The sequence below is a fragment of the Nocardioides humilatus genome, assembly GCF_008373755.1.
GTDB lineage: Bacteria > Actinomycetota > Actinomycetes > Propionibacteriales > Nocardioidaceae > Nocardioides > Nocardioides humilatus.
This window is the reverse complement of the sequence record NZ_VUJV01000001.1, coordinates 620,973-638,688: the sequence shown is the minus strand read 5'-3', so window position 1 is coordinate 638,688 and position 17,716 is coordinate 620,973. Positions and strand designations below refer to the sequence as shown.

At 70.9% G+C, this 17,716-nt stretch carries 13 protein-coding genes; 11 read left to right on the top strand and 2 right to left on the bottom strand.

From position 1 onward, the window contains the following. The first annotated feature begins 17 nt into the window (after positions 1 to 17). The 5 genes from F0U44_RS02925 (at position 18) to F0U44_RS02905 (ending at position 6,847) form a co-directional block, all read left to right on the top strand. Positions 18 to 1,283 (top strand): sulfotransferase family protein, encoded by a 1,266-nt coding sequence (locus F0U44_RS02925; RefSeq protein WP_149726740.1) that lies wholly within the window; start codon positions 18 to 20, stop codon positions 1,281 to 1,283. A 71-nt stretch (positions 1,284 to 1,354) separates the two neighbouring features. After that, a complete protein-coding gene (locus F0U44_RS02920) occupies positions 1,355 to 2,500 on the top strand; it encodes a phosphotransferase family protein (protein WP_149726739.1) in 1,146 nt (381 codons plus the stop codon). Further along, on the top strand, positions 2,497 to 3,660 hold the full coding sequence (locus F0U44_RS02915) for an Rv3169 family protein (RefSeq protein WP_149726738.1): 1,164 nt from the start codon (positions 2,497 to 2,499) through the stop codon (positions 3,658 to 3,660). Before F0U44_RS02920 ends, F0U44_RS02915 begins: the two co-directional genes overlap by 4 nt. Positions 3,661 to 3,686: 26 nt before the next feature. Further along, complete coding sequence (locus tag F0U44_RS02910; RefSeq protein ID WP_149726737.1) at positions 3,687 to 5,144, top strand: aldehyde dehydrogenase; 1,458 nt, start codon at positions 3,687 to 3,689, stop codon at positions 5,142 to 5,144. A gap of 74 nt (positions 5,145 to 5,218) precedes the next feature. After that, entirely contained in the window at positions 5,219 to 6,847 is a 1,629-nt protein-coding gene (locus tag F0U44_RS02905; RefSeq protein ID WP_188113291.1) for a putative Ig domain-containing protein, read from the top strand. A gap of 3 nt (positions 6,848 to 6,850) precedes the next feature. Here the strand turns inward: F0U44_RS02905 and F0U44_RS02900 are convergent, their stop codons facing one another. Beyond that, positions 6,851 to 7,420 carry a hypothetical protein gene (locus F0U44_RS02900; RefSeq protein ID WP_149726735.1) on the bottom strand — a complete coding sequence of 190 codons (570 nt, stop codon included), beginning with the start codon at positions 7,418 to 7,420 and terminating at the stop codon, positions 6,851 to 6,853. Positions 7,421 to 7,437: 17 nt separating this feature from the next. Here F0U44_RS02900 and F0U44_RS02895 point away from each other — a divergent pair, with 17 nt between their 5' ends. Beyond that, complete coding sequence (locus F0U44_RS02895; protein WP_149726734.1) at positions 7,438 to 8,424, top strand: phosphotransferase; 987 nt, start codon at positions 7,438 to 7,440, stop codon at positions 8,422 to 8,424. Beyond that, positions 8,421 to 9,188 (top strand): class I SAM-dependent methyltransferase, encoded by a 768-nt coding sequence (locus F0U44_RS02890; RefSeq protein ID WP_149726733.1) that lies wholly within the window; start codon positions 8,421 to 8,423, stop codon positions 9,186 to 9,188. The genes F0U44_RS02895 and F0U44_RS02890 overlap by 4 nt, the downstream gene beginning before the upstream one ends. Here the strand turns inward: F0U44_RS02890 and F0U44_RS02885 are convergent. Continuing rightward, complete coding sequence (locus tag F0U44_RS02885; RefSeq protein WP_188113290.1) at positions 9,175 to 12,291, bottom strand: ATP-binding protein; 3,117 nt, start codon at positions 12,289 to 12,291, stop codon at positions 9,175 to 9,177. The genes F0U44_RS02890 and F0U44_RS02885 overlap by 14 nt on opposite strands. A 99-nt stretch (positions 12,292 to 12,390) precedes the next feature. Here F0U44_RS02885 and F0U44_RS02880 point away from each other — a divergent pair, with 99 nt between their 5' ends. From F0U44_RS02880 to F0U44_RS02865, 4 genes are all read left to right on the top strand, one after another. Then, positions 12,391 to 12,768 carry a cupin domain-containing protein gene (locus F0U44_RS02880; protein ID WP_149726731.1) on the top strand — a complete coding sequence of 126 codons (378 nt, stop codon included), beginning with the start codon at positions 12,391 to 12,393 and terminating at the stop codon, positions 12,766 to 12,768. A 122-nt stretch (positions 12,769 to 12,890) separates the two neighbouring features. Beyond that, positions 12,891 to 14,525 (top strand): succinic semialdehyde dehydrogenase, encoded by a 1,635-nt coding sequence (locus F0U44_RS02875; protein WP_149726730.1) that lies wholly within the window; start codon positions 12,891 to 12,893, stop codon positions 14,523 to 14,525. Positions 14,526 to 14,528: 3 nt separating this feature from the next. Continuing rightward, complete coding sequence (locus F0U44_RS02870) at positions 14,529 to 16,256, top strand: GMC oxidoreductase (protein ID WP_149726729.1); 1,728 nt, start codon at positions 14,529 to 14,531, stop codon at positions 16,254 to 16,256. A 367-nt stretch (positions 16,257 to 16,623) separates the two neighbouring features. Next, positions 16,624 to 17,664, top strand: coding sequence for a hypothetical protein (locus tag F0U44_RS02865; RefSeq protein WP_246160254.1), 1,041 nt, complete (start codon positions 16,624 to 16,626; stop codon positions 17,662 to 17,664). Positions 17,665 to 17,716 lie beyond the last annotated feature (52 nt).

Here is a 17,716-nt window from a genome sequence, read left to right as displayed (position 1 = left end):
GAGTATCGTAATCGGCCATGCAGGAGAAGGACAGTGTTGACGTCGGGGTGACGGTGGTTCTCGACGACCTCGCCGAGCCGCAGTTCGGGCCGGCCGCCGCCGAGCTGCTCGGGATGATGGAGCAGGTCGCCGACCTGTGCCCGCTCGACAGCGCCACGCTCCACGCCCAGGCGTCCGCCGAGCTCGGCCTCGACGACTTCGGGCCCCAGGACTACCGGGCGCGGATGGATCTGCTGCTCGAGTGCTACCGCTCCGTGCCCGGGCTCTCGAAGCCCGGCCAGGTCAACCTCTACGCGCAGTTCGTGCAGATGCTGAAGAACCGGCTGCTGCTCGCCGACCTCATCCGGCGTGAGCCCGAGGTGCTCGAGGTCGAGCTCGAGCCGCCGGTCGTGATCGCCGGCCTGCCGCGCACCGGCACCACCCACCTCCAGCAGCTGCTCGCCGCGACCGGGCTGTTCCGCACCCTGCCCTACTGGGAGAGCCTCGAGCCGTTTCCGCTGCCGGGGGAGCGCGGCGCCGAGCCGGATCCGCGGATCGGTCGTACGACGGCGGCGCTGGACGCGATGCACGCCGCCGTGCCGCACCTGATCCTCATGCACGAGATGGACGGGCCCGAGCACGTCCACGAGGAGATCGCGCTCCTCGCCAACGACTTCTCGACGATGTTCTTCGAGACGCTGACCGACGTGCCGGCCTGGGTCGACCACTACCGGTCGCACAGCCAGGCGCCGCACTACGCCTACCTCCGGCTCCAGCTCCAGGCGATGACGCACCTGCGCGGTGGCCGCCGTTGGTTGCTGAAGTCGCCGCAGCACCTGGAGCAGCTGCCGGTCGTCGCCGAGGTCTTCCCTGAGGCGACGGTCGTGATCACCCACCGCGACCCGGCCCACGTCGTCACCTCGCTCGCGACGATGGTCGCCTACACGGAGCGGATGTTCCGCGTCGCACCGCTCGACCCGAACGCGACCGGGCGCCGTTGGGCCGACCGCCTCGGCACGATGCTCGATGCGCTGCTGCGCGACCGCGACACGTTCGGTCCCGACGCTTCGGTCGACCTTCCGTTCGACACCTTCATGGCCGACCAGGAAGGCGCGCTCGAGCGGGTGCTCGCGCTGGCCGGCGAGGACTTCACCCCTGCCGCTCGCGCCGGGGCGACCGACTACCTGGCGACCCATGCCCGGGGACACCTGGGCCGCATCGACTACCGGCCCGCGGCGGTCGGACTCGATGCCGACGAGCTCGCGGCGCGATTTGCGCCGTACTCCACCCGCTTTCTCTCTTGAAGACCCCTAGAACGTGTTCTAGTTTGAGATCGCGCGGCTTCGGTCGCGCACGAACCCCCGGAGGAACCCCCATGACGCAGGCACCGCTGCCCGCCGACATGACCCTGCAGCGCTCCAGCCGCGACCCCGCCACGGTGCGCGCGCGACTCGAGGAGTGGCTCGCCGGCGTGCTGCCCGCTGGCGCCGACCCCGAGGTCACCCTCCACGAGGGCATCCAGACCAACGGCATGTCGAGCGAGACCGTGCTGCTCGCGATCACGGCGACGGAGAACGGCACGCGTGCCACCAAGGAGTACGTCGCCCGGGTCGCCCCGGCCGCCGAGGACCTGCCCGTCTTCCCGGCCTACCGCCTCCAGGACCAGTACGACGCCATGCGGCTCGCCGGCGAGCTGGCCGGCGTTCCTGTCCCGCCGGTCGGACTGATCGAGCCGACCGGTGACGTCCTCGGCACGCCGTTCTTCCTGATGGACCGGCTCGACGGCGCGGTCCCGCCGGACGTGCTGCCCTACACGTTCGGCGACAACTGGCTCTTCGACGCGCCCGCCGAGCAGCAGGAGGCGCTCCAGCGCAGCAGCGTCGAGGTGCTCGCCAAGCTGCACGGCATCGCCGGCGCAGCCGAGCGCTTCGCCTTCCTCGACCCGGCCGTCACCGGCCACGAGGGCGCGACCCCGCTCGCCCGCAACGTCGCCAAGCTCCGTGCTTGGTACGACTACGCGATCGATGCTGCGGAGGGCAGCCCGCCGTCCCCGCTCATCGATCGCGGCCTTGCCTGGCTCGAGGGCAACCTGCCTCCTGAAGGGGAGCCGGTGCTCATCTGGGGCGACGCCCGGATCGGCAACGTGATGTATCGCGACTTCGCACCCGTCGCTGTGCTCGACTGGGAGATGGCGACCCTCGGCCCCCGCGAGCTCGACCTGGCCTGGATGGTCTTCGCGCACGCGGTCTTCCAGGAGATCTCCACCATGATGGGCCTGCCCGGCATGCCCGACTTCATGACGGCCGACGACGTCGCCCGGACCTACGAGGAGCTCTCGGGCGTCCAGGTCGGTGACCTGACCTGGTACCAGGTCTTCGCCGCCGTCATCTGGGGCATCGTCTTCTTGCGCACGAGCGCGCGGCAGGTCCACTTCGGCGAGATCGCGCGGCCCGAGGACCCGGAGTCCGTCATGCACCACCGCCCCCTCTTCGAGCGTCTTCTCCAGGAGGTCGGCGCATGAGCCCCCTCGACCACGGGCTGCACGGCGAGTACTACGGCCTCGGCCCCCTCGACGAGTACCCGATCCACCAGCTGCCCCGCCCGGTGGCGTGGGCCGGCAGCAGCGACCGGAACTTCTACGACCGCTGCTACCTCAACGCCCACGACCGCACCGGCGACCTGTTCCTCATCACCGGGCTCGGCTTCTACCCCAACCTCGGCACCAAGGACGCGTTCGTCCTGCTCCGCCGCGGTGACGAGCAGACGGCCGTCCACCTCAGCGACACCGCTGACCCGCGCGGCGGCGACCGGATGGAGCAGAAGGTCGGCAACTACCGGGTCGAGATCATCGAGCCGCTGCACAAGCTGCGCCTGGTGATGGAGGAGACCCACGGCATCGCCATGGACATCACCTGGGAGGGGTCCTTCCCGGTGGTGCAAGAGCTGCCGCACGTGATGCGCCAGGGCGCCAACACGATCCTCGACGCCCAGCGCTTCGCCCAGGTCGGCACCTGGGAGGGAGTCCTCTCGGTCGACGGCACCGACATCGCGGTCACGCCCGACCGCTGGCTCGGTTCGCGCGACCGGTCCTGGGGCATCCGGCCCGTCGGTGAGGCCGCCCCGGCCGGCAAGCCGGCCGACCCGGCCTTCGAGGGCATGTGGTGGCTCTACGTGCCGATGCGCTTCGACGACTTCTGCGTCGTGATCATCATCCAGGAGACGCCCGACGGCTTCCGCACGCTCAACGACTGCACGCGGGTCTGGAAGGACGGTCGGGTCGAGCAGCTCGGCTGGCCGCGGGTGGAGATGCGCTACGCCTCCGGCACCCGGGTGCCGACCGGCGCGACGATCGTCTGCCAGACGCCCGAGGGCAAGGACCTGGTGCTCGAGGTGTCCTCCAAGCTGCCCGTGCCGATCCACGTCGGCGGCGGCTACGGCGGCGACTCCGACTGGACCCACGGCATGTGGAAGGGCGCCGGCTTCACCGAGCGGCTCACCTACGACATGAACGACCCGGCGGTCGACGGTCGCGTGATGTTCGGCGTGATCGACCACGTCGGCCACGCGGTCGCCCACGGTCCAGGCGCCGACGGCGTCGAGGGTTGGGGGCTCTTCGAGCACGGTGCTCTCGGTCGCCATGACCCCTCCGGCTTCGACGACTGGTTCACCCTCGCGCCCTGATCGGCGCACCCCCTGAAAGGAACCCCATGACCCTCGACCGCGACGCCCTCTTCATCGGTGGCGCTTGGACCAAGCCTGCGACGGACGCCGTGCTGGAGGTGGTCTCGCCGCACTCCGAGGAGGTGGTGGCCCGCGTCCCGGAGGGCAGCAGGGCCGACATCGACGCTGCGGTGGCCGCGGCGCGCAAGGCGTTCGACGAGGGCCCGTGGCCGCGGATGTCGCCAGCCGAGCGGATCGACATCGTCGCGGCGCTGTCGATGTCCTACGCGGCGCGGCTCGAGGAGATGGCGACCGTCATCAGCACCGAGATGGGCTCGCCGATCTCGTTCAGCAACCTGGCGCAGGCCCCCGCGGCGTGGATGCAGATCGAGGCGTTCCTCACCATCGCGCGGGAGTTCCCGTGGGAGTCGACCCGGCCGGGCGCGCTGGGCGCCGACGTCATGGTGCGCCACGAGCCGCTCGGGGTCGTCGCGGCGATCCCGCCGTGGAACGTCCCGCAGTTCACCGTGCTCTCCAAGCTCGTCCCGGCGCTGCTGGCCGGTTGCACGGTCGTGGTGAAGCCGGCACCCGAGTCGCCGCTCGACTGCTACGTGCTGGCCGAGGCGCTGCTCGAGGCGGGCGTGCCCGAGGGCGTGGTGAGCATCGTGGCCGCGGGTCGTGAGGTCGGGGAGCACCTGGTCTCGCATCCGGGGGTCGACAAGGTGGCCTTCACGGGCTCGACGGCTGCCGGCCGTCGGATCGGTGCGATCTGCGGCGAGCAGCTCAAGCGCTGCTCGCTGGAGCTGGGCGGTAAGTCGGCCGCGATCGTCCTGGACGATGCCGACCTCGCCTCGACCCTCGAGGGTCTGAAGTTCCTCGGTGTCATGAACTCCGGCCAGGCCTGCGTCGCGCAGACCCGGGTCCTGGTGAGCCGGGACCGGCACGACTCCTTCGTGGCGTCGCTGGCCGAGGCCATCGCGGGGATGAAGGTCGGCGACCCGATGGACCCCGCGACCGAGATCGGTCCGATGGTCGCCCAGCGCCAGCAGGAGCGGGTCGAGAAGTACATCGCGCTCGGCCAGGAGGAGGGCGCGCAGCTGCTCACCGGCGGCCTCGGGATGCCCGACGGCCTGTCGAAGGGCTGGTACGTCCGCCCGACCGTCTTCGCAGGCGTCGACAACTCGATGCGGATCGCCCAGGAGGAGATCTTCGGACCGGTCCTCTCGGTCATCGCGTACGACGACGTGGCCGATGCCATCCGGATCGCCAATGACTCCGAGTACGGACTCGCGGGCACGGTGTGGACCTCCGACACCGAGGCCGGCACCGACATCGCCCGGCAGATCCGGACCGGCACGATCGGGGTCAGCACCTACACGATGGACTTCGCGGCACCGTTCGGCGGCTACAAGAACTCCGGCATCGGGCGCGAGTTCGGGCCCGAGGGTCTCGCGCAGTACACCGAGACCAAGGCCGTCTACCTGGCGTCGCCTCCGATGGAGTGATCCGGCGGAGTGATCCAGGTCATGCGGGATATCCCGCTAGTGAATCGCAAGGGGTCTGGGCCAGAGTCTGGATCGTGAAGATCCGAAGCCTTGCCGGGCTGTGCTCGGCCGTCGTCGTCAGCGCGCTGGTCAGCGTGGTCGTGCCGTCGCCCGGGGCGGTCGCTGATCCACCGGGAGCCACCTTCACGGTGCTCGGCCAGCCGAACAACTCCAGTGACTCGCTCGCGACGCGATGCGCGGGAGCGGACGCCCGTTTCAACAGGCACGACTTCGGTGGCGGGTTCGCCACTGCGGGCCCGACGGGCGTCGTGGTCACTCCCAGCGGCCGCCTCTTCGCCCTCGACGACGGCGGTCAGCGGGTGCTCAGCTGGCCCGACGCCGACGCCCTCAGCTCCTGCCAGGCGGCCGACAAGGTGATCGGGACGGGGAACCTCAACGGCCCCGAGGGCCTGACCGTCGGTCCTGACGACACGGTCTACGTCGCCGACACCCTCCAGCACGTCGTTCAGATCTACACGCCGGACGGCTTCGGCGACTACCCGGCGACCCCCCAGGTCGTGCTGGGCGAGTCCTACGTCTCAGGGACCGACGGTGGACACTTCGACTACCCGCGCGGCCTGACCCTCGACGACGACGGTCGCCTGCTCGTGGCCGACGATTACAACAACAAGATCAAGATCTTCTACCCGCCGTTCACCAACGGGCAGTTCGCCGACGACTCCATCGGCGCGGGCAACAACGGCGGCTTCAACGCGCCGAAGGACATCGCGTTCGCTGGCGGCAGCCTCTTCGTCGCCGACTTCTACAACCAGCGGGTGCTGCGTTTCCCCGGGCCGTTCGACAACCCGGCGACGACGTACACGGCGGACGCGTCCTTCCTCGGTGTCTCACAGCCGGTCAACCTGACCGTCGGAGGTGACGGCACGCTCTTCGTGACCGATGGCGGCAACGGCGGCGCACCGAGCGTGAAGTCCTTCCCGGGTGCCACCATCGGCGGTAGCCAGAACGTGTGGACCGAGGAATACACCTTCGGCGGCCTGCTGACCGGCCCCAGCCCAGACAATGGCGCCCAGCCCGAGCCGCTCGGCGTCGCGGTGACCCCGGCGGGCCGGCTCATCGTCGCGGACTACGCCGGCTACCGCCTCGTCATCGAGACCCCCGCGAATGTGGGTGGTGGGTTCGAGGTCGTGACGACCACCCTGCTCCACGAGTACGTTCAGACGGCCTACAAGGCACAGCTGACGGCTTCCGGAGGCAACGGCAGGGTCAAGTGGAGCCTCACCGGTGTCGGTTTCCTGCCGTCCGGCATGAAGCTGAGCCGCAGCGGCAAGGTCACCGGCAGGCCCACCGAGCCGGGCACCTACACCTTCGAGGTCTTGGCGCAGGACGCCACGAAGCCGACCCCGCAGACCGACACCGGCATGGTGACGATCGAGATCCTTCCGATGGAGATCTACTTCAACGACCCGTCCGGCGATGTCGGGGAGGCCTACAAGGCGCAGGTCCGCTCGTTCGGTGGCAAGGGTGTGAAGTACTCCCTGATCGGTGGAGCGCTGCCGCCGGGTCTGAAGATGAGCCCCACGGGCAAGATCACGGGCAAGCCGCTCGAGGCTGGCACCTTCTCCGTCGATGTGTACGCCGTCGACAAGGGGACGCCTCAGAACTCGGCGCACACGTCCTTCGACATCCACATCCTCCCCTGACGGTCACCGGCTGACCGGCTCCGACCAAGCGCCCCTGCGGTAGCCGTCGGAGCCGGACACGTCGAGGTAGGGGTAGTCGTCGCTGGTCGGTGACCACTGCGTGGCGGACTTGAACTCCACCGTGCTCGGTCGGTGCAGGCAGCCTCGAGGGACGACGATGGTGATGGCGTCGTCGGCCCAGTCGACCTCGCCCTCGACGACGCACGTGCCCGGGCCGTACCAGGTGGTGGTCGTGCGGCCGTCGTACGCCTTGAAGACGGTCGCTCGCGCCGTGAGTCCGGTGTCCGTGCGGTAGCGGGCCTCGGCCTTCCAGTAGCCACCGTCACCTCGGTCGAGCTGCGCCATCTTGAGCCGGACGCGCACCGAGTGTGCGGTGTGGTGGTAGACGGTGCGGAGGAGATCGGGGTCGCCGTAGTCGGGGGTCGCCTGGATCGGCGTCTCCCCGTCGCTGCGGTAGTCGTGCCAGTAGTCGTGGCGCGCGTCGCGGACGACGAGGTCGTCGGCGTGGGCAGGCGCCGGGGTCAGCAGGCTGCCGATCAGCAGCGCCGGGAGGGTGGCCAAGATGATCCGCATGGCCCGACGATAGGCGGATGTACGTCGCCGAATCGATCGAAACGCTGCTCGCGGGAGTCACCGACCGGCGGCCGCTCGACGGGCCCGGCAAGTCCGGGGCGCAGCTGGAACGGGTGGCGATCGACGGGGCGCCGTACGTCGTGAAGTACCTCGACCGCGACGCCGACTGGACCCTCCGCGTGGCCGACATCCCCGGCAGCGCGACCGTGGCGCTCTGGCGGCGCGGGGTGCTCGCGCGGCTCCCACAGTGCTTCAACCAGCCGATCGTCGCGGTGGCCCACGACGCCACGAGGCCCACCTTGTCGGCGCTGCTGATGCACGACGTGGGGGAGTGGCTCGTCCCCGCGACCGACGAGCCGATCCCGCTGGCGCAGCACGAGGGCTTCCTCGACCACATGGCCGTCCTGCACGAGGCGTTCTGGGAGACGCGCGTCGACGTGGTGTCGCCGGCCGACCGCTACCTCGAGCTGTCACCGCGGATGGCCGCGGCCGAGGCGGCGCTCGGCTCCGACCACCTCGTGCCGCAGCTGGTCGCGCAGGGGTGGCCGCTCCTGGCGGAGGTGGCGCCCGCGCTCTCCGAGGTGGTCACGCCGCTGGTGCACGACCCGACCCCCCTGCTCGAGGCGCTCGACACCACGCCCGTCACCTTCGTCCATGGCAACTGGAAGCTCGACAACCTGGGGACCGACCAGTGGGGACGCACGGTGCTGCTCGACTGGGAGCTGCCGGGCGTCGGGGCGCCGCTGAGCGACCTGGCGTGGTACCTCGCGATCAACTGCCGTCGGCTGCCGACGTCGAAGGAGCAGGCGATCGACACCTATCGCGCCGCGCTCGAGCGCCACGGCGTCGACACAGCGGGCTGGTGGGACCGCCAGCTCGGGCTCTGCCTGATCGGCGCGATGGTGCAGTTCGGCTGGGAGAAGGCGCTCGGCGGCCGCGACGACGAGCTCGCGTGGTGGGAGGAGCAGGTCGTGCGAGCCGCTCCACTGCTGGAGGCGCGATGACGATCGACGGGATCGGGGCGGCCTACGACGCTGCGTCGGACGGCTGGCGGGCCGGTCCCGAGCGGATGTACGCCCGGATGGCCGAGGTGCTGGCCGACCACGCTCCGGTCGACCCTCTCGACATGGCCGGTGCGCGGGTGCTCGACGCCGGCGCCGGCACGGGGGTCGCGGGGGAGGCGCTGCGCCGTCGGGGCGCGAGCACCGTGGTGGCCGTCGACCTCGCTCCCGGGATGTTGCCGCGCGCGCCCGCGCTGTCGACGGTCGGCGACCTGGCACGACTGCCCTTCGCCGACGGTGCTTTCGACCTCGCCGCCGCGGCCTTCTCGCTCAACCACTTCGAGGACCCCGTGCCCGCGATGGCCGAGCTGCGTCGGGTCGCCACCGCGCTGGTCGCCAGCGCCTACGCCCCCGACTGGAGCCACCCGGCCAAGGAGGCGATCGAGGGGGTGCTGGTGCGGCACGGCTATCAGCCACCGGAGTGGTACGCCGTCGTACGGGCCGACGCCAACCCGTCCCCGAGCGAGCTCGAGGAGTTCGCGCGCCGCGCGGGCTACGCCGAGGCGCGCGCTGTCACCCTCGATGTCGCGACGGGGATGGACACGGCGGCCGACCTGGTCGACTGGCGCTTCGGGATGGCGCACACCGCGCCGTACGTCGACACGCTCGCGCCCGACGACCGGGCTCGACTGCGCGCCGACGCCGAGGCGGCGGTCGCCGGCCTGCCCCCGCTGGTGGTGGCGATGATCGTGCTCAGCGCGCGCTGAGGGACCGCCACCCGTCGAGTCGGCGGTCGGCCTCGGCCCGCAGTCCGTCGCCGCGGGTGCCTGCGGCACGTGCCAGTACGGCGACCAGCTCCTCCGCGCGGGTGATCAACCGAGGCTCGCGCAGGTCGGCGCCCAGCTCGCCCGCCCACCACCAGGCCTCGATCCCCACGGCACGCTCGACGTCGTCGAGGTCGTGCCGGACCTGGTCGAGTTCGACCGGTTCGCCAAGCGCGGCGTGGGCGCGGTGCTCCACCAGCCGGGCGCAGGTCTCGTAGCGCGGCACCGCGATCCGGCCGGCGTCGGCCCGCAGCGCCTGCGCGGCGCGGAGCGCCTCCTCGGCGTCGCCGGCGAGCAGGTGTCGCTGGGCGTCGAGCAGCGCGAGCTTCATCGCCAGGCGCCAACCGAAGACGAGGTCGCCCATCAACGCCGGCCTGGCTCGGTCGAGGAGCGTGCCGGCCGCCTCCGGATCGCCCGCCCGGAGACGGTCGTCGGCGAGATCCTCGAGCGCGGCGACCACCATCTCGGGGAAGCCGACCTCGTCCGCGATCGCCAGCGACTCCTCGTGCGCGTCGAGCCCTTCCGAGGTCGCTCCGAGGTTGCGCAGCACCCAGCCGGCGAAGTTGACGCCGCGGCCGGCGAAGCGGGGCGCATCCCGCCGGGCCACCTCGGCGCCGTACGTCTGGAAGCAGGTGAGCGCCTCGGCCGCGCGGCCCTCGACCGCGAGAGCGTGGCCGGTGAAGAGCAGCGCGTGGAGGAACGCGCCGGTCTGATCGGCGCTGACGCTGGCCCGGGTCAGCGGCCGCAACATCGCGATGGCGTCGCCGGCCCGGCTGCGGTGGGCGTGCACGACGCCGAGCCAGACCGCGGCCTCCAGCCGCTCCCCGCCGGCGGCCGCGGTCACCGCCTCGCTCAGCTGCTGCTCGGCAGGCTCGAGGTCACCGCGCGCGTGGAGGATCCGGCCCGAGGCGACCAGGCAGCGGGTGCGGCTCTCGGGGTCGGTGGCGGCGATCGCGCCGTCCTCGGCGTAGCGCAGGGCGTCGTCGAAACGTCGGTCGAAGTACGCCGCCCACGCGCCGACCTCCCAGCGCCGCGCGGACGCCTCCGTCGCGGCCACGACGTCGTCCTCGGCCGCGCGGTAGCGGCCGCGGCGGATGCGCGCCTGCGCCCGCTCGACCAGGGTCTCGTGGTCGTGGATCAGCGCGAGCGATTCGTCGAGGAGGTCCTCGGCCGTCGCGTGGTCGAAGCGGTCCGCCGCCCGCGCGGCGGCCGTTCGCAGGGACCTCGCAGCGAGCTCGATGTCGCCGCCGAGGCGCGCGTGCTCGGCCACGACCGCGGGATCGGCGTCGCGGCGACCGGACAGCACCCGACCGGTCTCGCGGTGCAGGAGCTCCTGGCGCGAGCGCGTCGTACCGCTCACGAGCGCCTCCCGCACGAGCTCGTGGCGGAAGCGGTGTCGGCCGGCGTCCTCGACGAGCAGCCCGCACTGCTCAGCGAGCTCGACGTCGGCGAGCACCTCCAGGGCGCGGCGGCCGAGCACGGCCGCGAGCAGCTCGACGTCGAGCTGGCCCACGACGGCCGCGGCGCGGACCAGGTCGCCCGCGGTCCCCAGTTGGTCGCACCGGCTCACCACCGCGTCGACGAGCGAGGGCGGCAGGTCGCCCACCGGTACGGCGGCCAGCTCGGCCAGGAACAGCGGGTGGCCGCCGGAGCGGCGGTAGAGGTCCTCGGCGCGATCGGTGCCGACGACCTCGGCGACCTGCGCGCGGTCCAACGGACCGAGGCCGATCTCGTCGGTGGCGGGCAGGTCCGGTCCCTCGGCGGGTCGGGCCCCGACGACGACGAGGATCGGCAGCGGGCGCCGCTGCAGGTAGCCGAGCCAGTCGGCGAAGGTCTGCCCGGCGAGGTGCGCGTCGTCGATGACGAGGACGGCTCCACCGGTGCCGGCGACCCGTCCGAGCACGGCGGTCACTGCGGCGAAGAGCGTCGCCGGGCCGAGCCCGGGGTCGACCGCGCGCACGTCGGCCGCCGTCGTGCTGGAGAGGCCGAGCAGCGGTGCGAGGGTGCCGGCCTCCGGACCGAGGAGGGCGTCTGCATCGGCCGCGCCGCGCAGGTGGTCGGCCAACGCGGTGAGGACGACGTCGAGCGGGGCGGTGCGGTCGAGCGGGCGGCAGGTGCCCGACAGGACCAGGTCGCCGGCTTCTCGGCGCCCGCGGCTCCAGGTCTCGAGCAACGTGGTCTTGCCGATGCCGGCCTCACCGGCGACCCGGGCGACCCGCGCCATCCGGTCGTCGACGGCCCGGGCGACGAGCAGGTCGAGGTGGGCGGCCTGGCTCGTGCGGCCGACGAGCGCCGTGGGCAGTGCCGTGGTCGGCCGGTCGGGTAGGTCGCCGCGGAGGATCGCCGTGTGCAGGGCGTCGGTCTCGGCCGCCGGGTCGGTGCCGAGCTGGTCGGCGAGGGTCTCCCGGAGCGTGGCGTAGGCGGCGAGCGCGAGCGCCGGTCGACCACCCGCGGCTTGGGCTCGCATGACCGTACGGACGGCCTGTTCGTCGAGGGGGTCCGAGGTCGCATCGGCCGCCGCAAGGTCCAGGGCGTCGAGCCAGTGGCCGGCGGCCAGGAGTGCGGCGGCGGCGACGCGCCGGGCTCGCCGTACGAGCCGCTCGGCGGCGTCCTGCTCGGCCACCGCCCACGGGGCGTCAGTGGGCAGCGGGGGGAGCGGGCCGCGGATGAGGGCCAGCGCGATCCGCGCCGTCGCAGCCGCTCCGGCGACCTCGTCGTCCGCGTGGCGCCGCTCGGCCTCGGTCACGACGGCCTCGAGCTCGGTCAGGTCGAGCCAGTCGGCGTGCAGGCGGTAGCCCGCGTCGGTGCGCTCGACGCGCTCGCGGCCGAGCTCGCGGCGCAGCCTGCTCGCGAGTACGGCGACCTGGTCGGCCGGTTTCGCAGGCGGCTCGTCCCACAGCGCATCGACCAGGGCGTCCGTCGTGATCGCGCGCCCGCGGGCCAGCGCGAGCAGCCGGAGCAGGCGGCGGGCCTTCCTGTCCAGGCGGCTCAGGTCGGATCCGTCGACGGCGAGCTCGCCGAGCACCCGCACGGACAGCGCAGCCACGCGTGGATCGTAGCGCTGCAAACCCGCTGCAAGGTGGCCCCGCCACTCTCGTCGCAGACGTCGGCGACAGGCGCCGGCAAGCCTCTCGAGGAGACCACGATGAGCATCGCGACCCAGCAGCAGACCGAGCAGAAGAGCTTCGACAAGCCCGAGGAGACCCGCTCCTTCGAGAACGGTGTGGTCGACCTCGTCACGCTCGGCGGCGCCGAGATCGGTCGGCTGGTGCTGCAGCCTGGCTGGCGCTGGTCGGAACACGTGAAGCCGATCGCCGGCACCGACCTGTGCGAGGCGCCGCACTTCCAGTACCACGTCAGCGGCACGCTCGGCGTCCTCATGGCCGACGGCACCGAGCTCGTCGTCAAGGCGGGCGAGGTCACCTCGCTCCCCGAGGGTCACGACGCCTGGGTGATCGGCGACGAGCCCGCCGTGATCGTCGACTTCTTCGGCGCCTCCAACTACGCCACGCACGCGCACTGAACCGCCCGGACCGGCGTCATTTCGACGCCGGTCCGGTCATTTACACAGAATCTTCGTGTGTAAAGCAGCACATTCGTTACCGATCGGTAGCCGAGAGTGACAGCACTCACTACTCTCGTCATATGAGCGCTTCGAATCCCGGTCATCCCGAGGGCATCGGAGGCGGCCCCCTCGTCGACGGGCCGCACGACCCTGAGCACGACCCGAGGGCGTCCTACGTCCTCGAGCCTGACTACGTCGCGACGCTGACCGACCGCGTCCTGGCGACCAGCGGGACCTCGGTCACGCTGGTGTCCCCGCTCGACGGCGCGCCGTTGGCCAACATCCCGCAGTCCAGCGAGGACGACGTCGCCGAGGCCTACCGCCGGGCGCGCGTCGCGCAGGCAGCCTGGGCGCGCACCTCGATGGAGCAGCGCGCCGCGGTCATGCTGCGGCTCCACGACCTGCTGCTCGAGCGGATGCCCGACCTGCTCGACATCATCACCCTCGAGAACGGCAAGGCGCGCAAGCACGCCTACGACGAGGTCATCCACACCGCGCTCACCGCGCGCTACTACGCGCGGATGTCGGCCAAGCACATGGCGACCGAGCGTCGCGGCGGCGTGATCCCGCTCGCGACCCGGATCGACATCAACCACGTGCCCAAGGGCGTCGTCGGCATCATCTCGCCCTGGAACTACCCGCTCACGATGGCGCTCTCCGACGGCCTCCCCGCGCTGATGGCCGGCAACGCCGTCGTCGCCAAGCCCGACGCCCAGACCATGCTCACCGCGCTCATGGGTGTGAAGCTGATGGACGAGGCGGGCTTCCCGAAGGACCTGTGGCAGGTCGTGGCCGGCCCCGGTCGCCAGCTGGGCACGCCGATGATCGACCGCTCCGACTACATCTGCTTCACCGGCTCGACCGCGACCGGCAAGCTCATCGCCCGGCAGTGCGCCGACCGCCTGATCGGCGCCTCGCTCGAGCTGGGCGGCAAGAACCCGCTGCTCGTGCTGCGCGACGCCGACGTCGAGAAGGCCGCCGAGGGTGCGGTCCGCGCCAGCTTCTCCAACGCCGGTCAACTCTGCGTCTCCGCCGAGCGGATCTTCGTCGCCGACCAGGTCTACGACCGGTTCGTCGAGCGGTTCGTCGCCCGCACGCAGGCGATGACCCTGGGTGCCACGCTCGACTGGGAGGTCGACATGGGCCCGCTCATCTCGGCCGACCAGCTCGACACCGTCAACGCCCACGTCGACGACGCCGTCGAGAAGGGCGCACGGGTGCTCACCGGCGGCAAGGCGCGGCCGGACCTCGCGCCCTACTATTACGAGCCGACGATCCTGGAGGGCGTCAGCCCTGACATGACCTGCTTCGGTCACGAGACCTTCGGTCCGGTCGTGTCGATCTACCGCTTCCACGACGAGTCCGACGCGATCGCGCGCGCCAACGACGGTGAATACGGCCTCAACGCCGCGATCTTCAGCCAGGACGGCACCCGCGCCCGCGCGATCGCCCGCCAGATCAAGTGCGGCACGGTCAACATCAACGAGGCGTTCGGCGCGACCTTCGGCAGCGTCGCCGCGCCGATGGGAGGCATGCGCGAGTCGGGGATGGGTCGGCGCCAGGGCGCCGAGGGCATCCACCGCTACACCGAGACCCAGTCGGTCGGCACGCAGCGCGTCGTGAAGCTGTCGCCGCAGTTCGGGTTGAGCTCGGAGCAATACGCCAAGGTGCAGACCCTCGGCCTCAAGATGCTCAACAAGCTCGGACGGGCCTGAGGCATGGGGACCGACGTGGGCAACGGTTTCGACTACGACGTCCTCATCATCGGCTCGGGCTTCGGAGGCTCGGTCTCCGCGCTCCGGCTGACCGAGAAGGGCTACAAGGTCGCCGTCCTCGAGGCCGGAAAGCGCTTCCGCGACGAGGACTTCGCCGACAACTCGTGGGACCTCAAGAACTACCTCTTCGCACCGGCCGCGGGCTGCTACGGCATCCAGCGGATCGACGCCGTCAAGGACTGCATGATCCTGGCCGGCGCGGGTGTCGGCGGTGGTTCGCTGGTCTACGCCAACACGCTCTACGAGCCCCTCGACCCGTTCTACCGCGACCCCGCGTGGGCGCACATCACGGACTGGAAGGAGGAGCTCGCGCCCTACTACGACCAGGCCAAGCGGATGCTCGGCGTTGTCGAATACCCCAAGATGACGCCCTCCGACGAGGTCATGAAGGCCGTCGCCGAGGACATGGGCGTCGGCGACTCGTTCCACCCGACCCCGGTCGGCGTGTTCTTCGGCGGGCCTGAGAAGGCCCCGGGCGAGGAAGCCGACGACCCCTACTTCGGGGGCGCCGGACCCAAGCGCAACGCCTGCACCGACTGCGGCGAGTGCATGACCGGCTGTCGCCACAACGCCAAGAACACCTTGGTCAAGAACTACCTCTACCTCGCCGAGGAGGCGGGCGCCGAGGTGCACCCGATGACCATGGTGACGCGCGTGCGACCGCTCGACGGCGGTGGCTACCGGGTCGATGCCCGCTGGACGAAGGCCAAGCTGTCGCGTCGTACGGCGGTCAAGACCTTCACCGCCGAGCACGTGATCTTCGCGGCCGCCGCCCTCGGCACCCAGAAGCTGCTCCACAAGCTCAAGGCGACCGGTGACCTGCCGAAGGTCTCCGACCGGCTCGGCATGCTGACGCGCACCAACTCCGAGTCGCTGCTCGGCGCGATCGCGCCGAAGGACTCGACCCAGGACTTCTCGACCGGTGTCGCGATCACCTCCTCCTGGCACCCCGACGAGGTCACCCACATCGAGCCGGTCCGCTACGGCAAGGGCTCCAACGCCATGTCGCTCATGCAGACCGTGCTGACCGACGGCGACGGCCCCGACCCGCGGTGGAAAACCTGGCTGAAGGAGCTGTGGAAGGAGAAGGCCAACGTCCTCGACCTCTACGACGTCCGGCACTGGTCGGAGCGGGTCGTCATCGCGCTGGTGATGCAGACGGTCGACAACTCGATCATCACCAAGCCGCTGAAGACGCCGTTCGGCTGGTTCCTGACCTCGAGCCAGGGTCACGGCGAGCCCAACCCGACCTGGATCCCGGTCGCCAACGACGCCGTACGCAAGATGGCCGACTACATGGGCGGCAAGGCGGGCGGCACCATCGGTGAGCCGTTCAACATGCCGCTGACCGCCCACTTCATCGGGGGTTGCACCATCGGCGAGAGCGCGGAGTCCGGCGTGGTCGACCCCTACCACCGGATCCACGGCTACGAGGGCCTCCACATCGCCGACGGCTCGACGATCTCGGCCAACCTGGGCGTCAACCCGTCGCTGACGATCACCGCCCAGGCCGAGCGCGCGATGTCGTTTTGGCCCAACAAGGGCGAGGTGGACACCCGACCGGCCGCCGGAGCCGCCTACCAGCGCCTCCAGGCGGTGGCCCCGAAGAGCCCCGTGGTGCCCGACAGCGCCCCCGGAGCCCTCCGGCTGCCCATCGTCGGCGTGTCCTGAGCGTGAAATCAGCGCGAAAACTCGTTCGAAAATTCTTTCCTCTGCCGTGTACCTGGGCGTAACCCGCCCGATCTGGCATCGTTGATCGAGCGAGCCCGGAGATTCACGCTCCCTCCCGAAGCCCGGGCTCGGTCCAGGCACTGTCCAGCAGCTGCTCGGACGATCAGGGCCCGACCACCCTCCCTCCCCGGTCGGGCCCTGGTGCTTTTTCTGGGGACTCTGGTTTGCGTCGTACCTGACGCACGTGTCGTGATTTCGCCGAATTCCGACATCTACGTCAGGTACGACGCGCGCCGGGACCGGCGCGCCTGTGGACGAGTGGTCGTGGGGGTGTCGGGCGTTCCCTTGCGGCGGCACTGTCGGGCGGGTGCTCGAGGGGGAGATCAGGCGCCAGGTCGTCATGCCGGCGCGCCTGGATCGGTGGGGCGTCACCGGGCCCACGCCCGGACAGGCGCGTGGCAAGAACTGGCGTCGGGTCGGGCCCGGCCTCTACGTCCCGGTTGAGGTGGATCCGTTGACAGTCGACCAGCGGATCGTCGAAGCAGTCGCGGGCACCGGCGGCGCTGCGACGGGTTGGGCGGCCCTGCATTGGATGGGTGCGACCTGGTTCGGCGGTCTTGCCGGGGACGGTCGAACTCAGCTCCCGGTCCCGATCGCGTTGGGCGACCGGAGGCAGGTTCGCCCCCGACCAGGTGTGCATCTCTCTGAGGACTGGCTCTTCGACGAGGACCTGATCACGATCGACGGCGTCCGGGTCACGGTGCCCGAACGGTCCGTCACCTACGAGGTACGACGGGCCCGCGGATTGCCGCGCGCCGTACGAATCCTCGACATGGCCGCTTTCGACGACCTGGTCGACCTCGCAGATCTCGAGGCCTATGTCTCGCGACTCGTCTCTCGCGGGGGCGTGCGGTTGCTCAAGCAGGCGTTGCCCTGGGCCGAGGAGAATGCGTGGTCGCCCCTTGAGGTCGACATGAGGCTCGAGTGGTTGGGGACCGGGCTCGCCGACGCGCTCTTGTGCAACAGGCCGCTGTTCGACCTGTCGGGGAGACATCTCCTCACTCCGGATCTCTTCGACCCCGTCGCTGGGGTGGCTGGTGAATACAACGGCGCGGTCCACGACGGGGTCGCGCCGCGACGCCGCGACCTCGATCGCGAGGAGCTCTACCGCCGACTCGGCATCGAGAGCGTGGCGATGATGTCGACCGACAGCCGCGACGTCAGTCGCTTCGTAGGTCGTCTGCACGCTGCCTACCGACGGGCTGAGGATCGGGGTGAGCGGTCCTGGACGACCGACCAACCTGAATGGTGGGTCGACACCTCGCGGGTCTCCTTGCGCCGCGCACTCACTCCGGAACAGCGGGCTCGGTGGCTTCGGCGCCAGCGCCGCTCGTCGTACCTGACGTAGATGTCGGGATATCGCGAAATCACGACACGTAGGTCAGGTACGACGACCTACC

Coding starts and splice junctions, on each gene's coding strand:
- F0U44_RS02870 (WP_149726729.1), top strand. CDS start 14,529: ATGGGGACCGACGTGGGCAACGGTTTCGACTACGACGTCCTCATCATC.
- F0U44_RS02915 (WP_149726738.1), top strand. CDS start 2,497: ATGAGCCCCCTCGACCACGGGCTGCACGGCGAGTACTACGGCCTCGGC.
- F0U44_RS02890 (WP_149726733.1), top strand. CDS start 8,421: ATGACGATCGACGGGATCGGGGCGGCCTACGACGCTGCGTCGGACGGC.
- F0U44_RS02900 (WP_149726735.1), bottom strand. CDS start 7,420: ATGCGGATCATCTTGGCCACCCTCCCGGCGCTGCTGATCGGCAGCCTG.
- F0U44_RS02910 (WP_149726737.1), top strand. CDS start 3,687: ATGACCCTCGACCGCGACGCCCTCTTCATCGGTGGCGCTTGGACCAAG.
- F0U44_RS02895 (WP_149726734.1), top strand. CDS start 7,438: ATGTACGTCGCCGAATCGATCGAAACGCTGCTCGCGGGAGTCACCGAC.
- F0U44_RS02880 (WP_149726731.1), top strand. CDS start 12,391: ATGAGCATCGCGACCCAGCAGCAGACCGAGCAGAAGAGCTTCGACAAG.
- F0U44_RS02875 (WP_149726730.1), top strand. CDS start 12,891: ATGAGCGCTTCGAATCCCGGTCATCCCGAGGGCATCGGAGGCGGCCCC.
- F0U44_RS02925 (WP_149726740.1), top strand. CDS start 18: ATGCAGGAGAAGGACAGTGTTGACGTCGGGGTGACGGTGGTTCTCGAC.
- F0U44_RS02920 (WP_149726739.1), top strand. CDS start 1,355: ATGACGCAGGCACCGCTGCCCGCCGACATGACCCTGCAGCGCTCCAGC.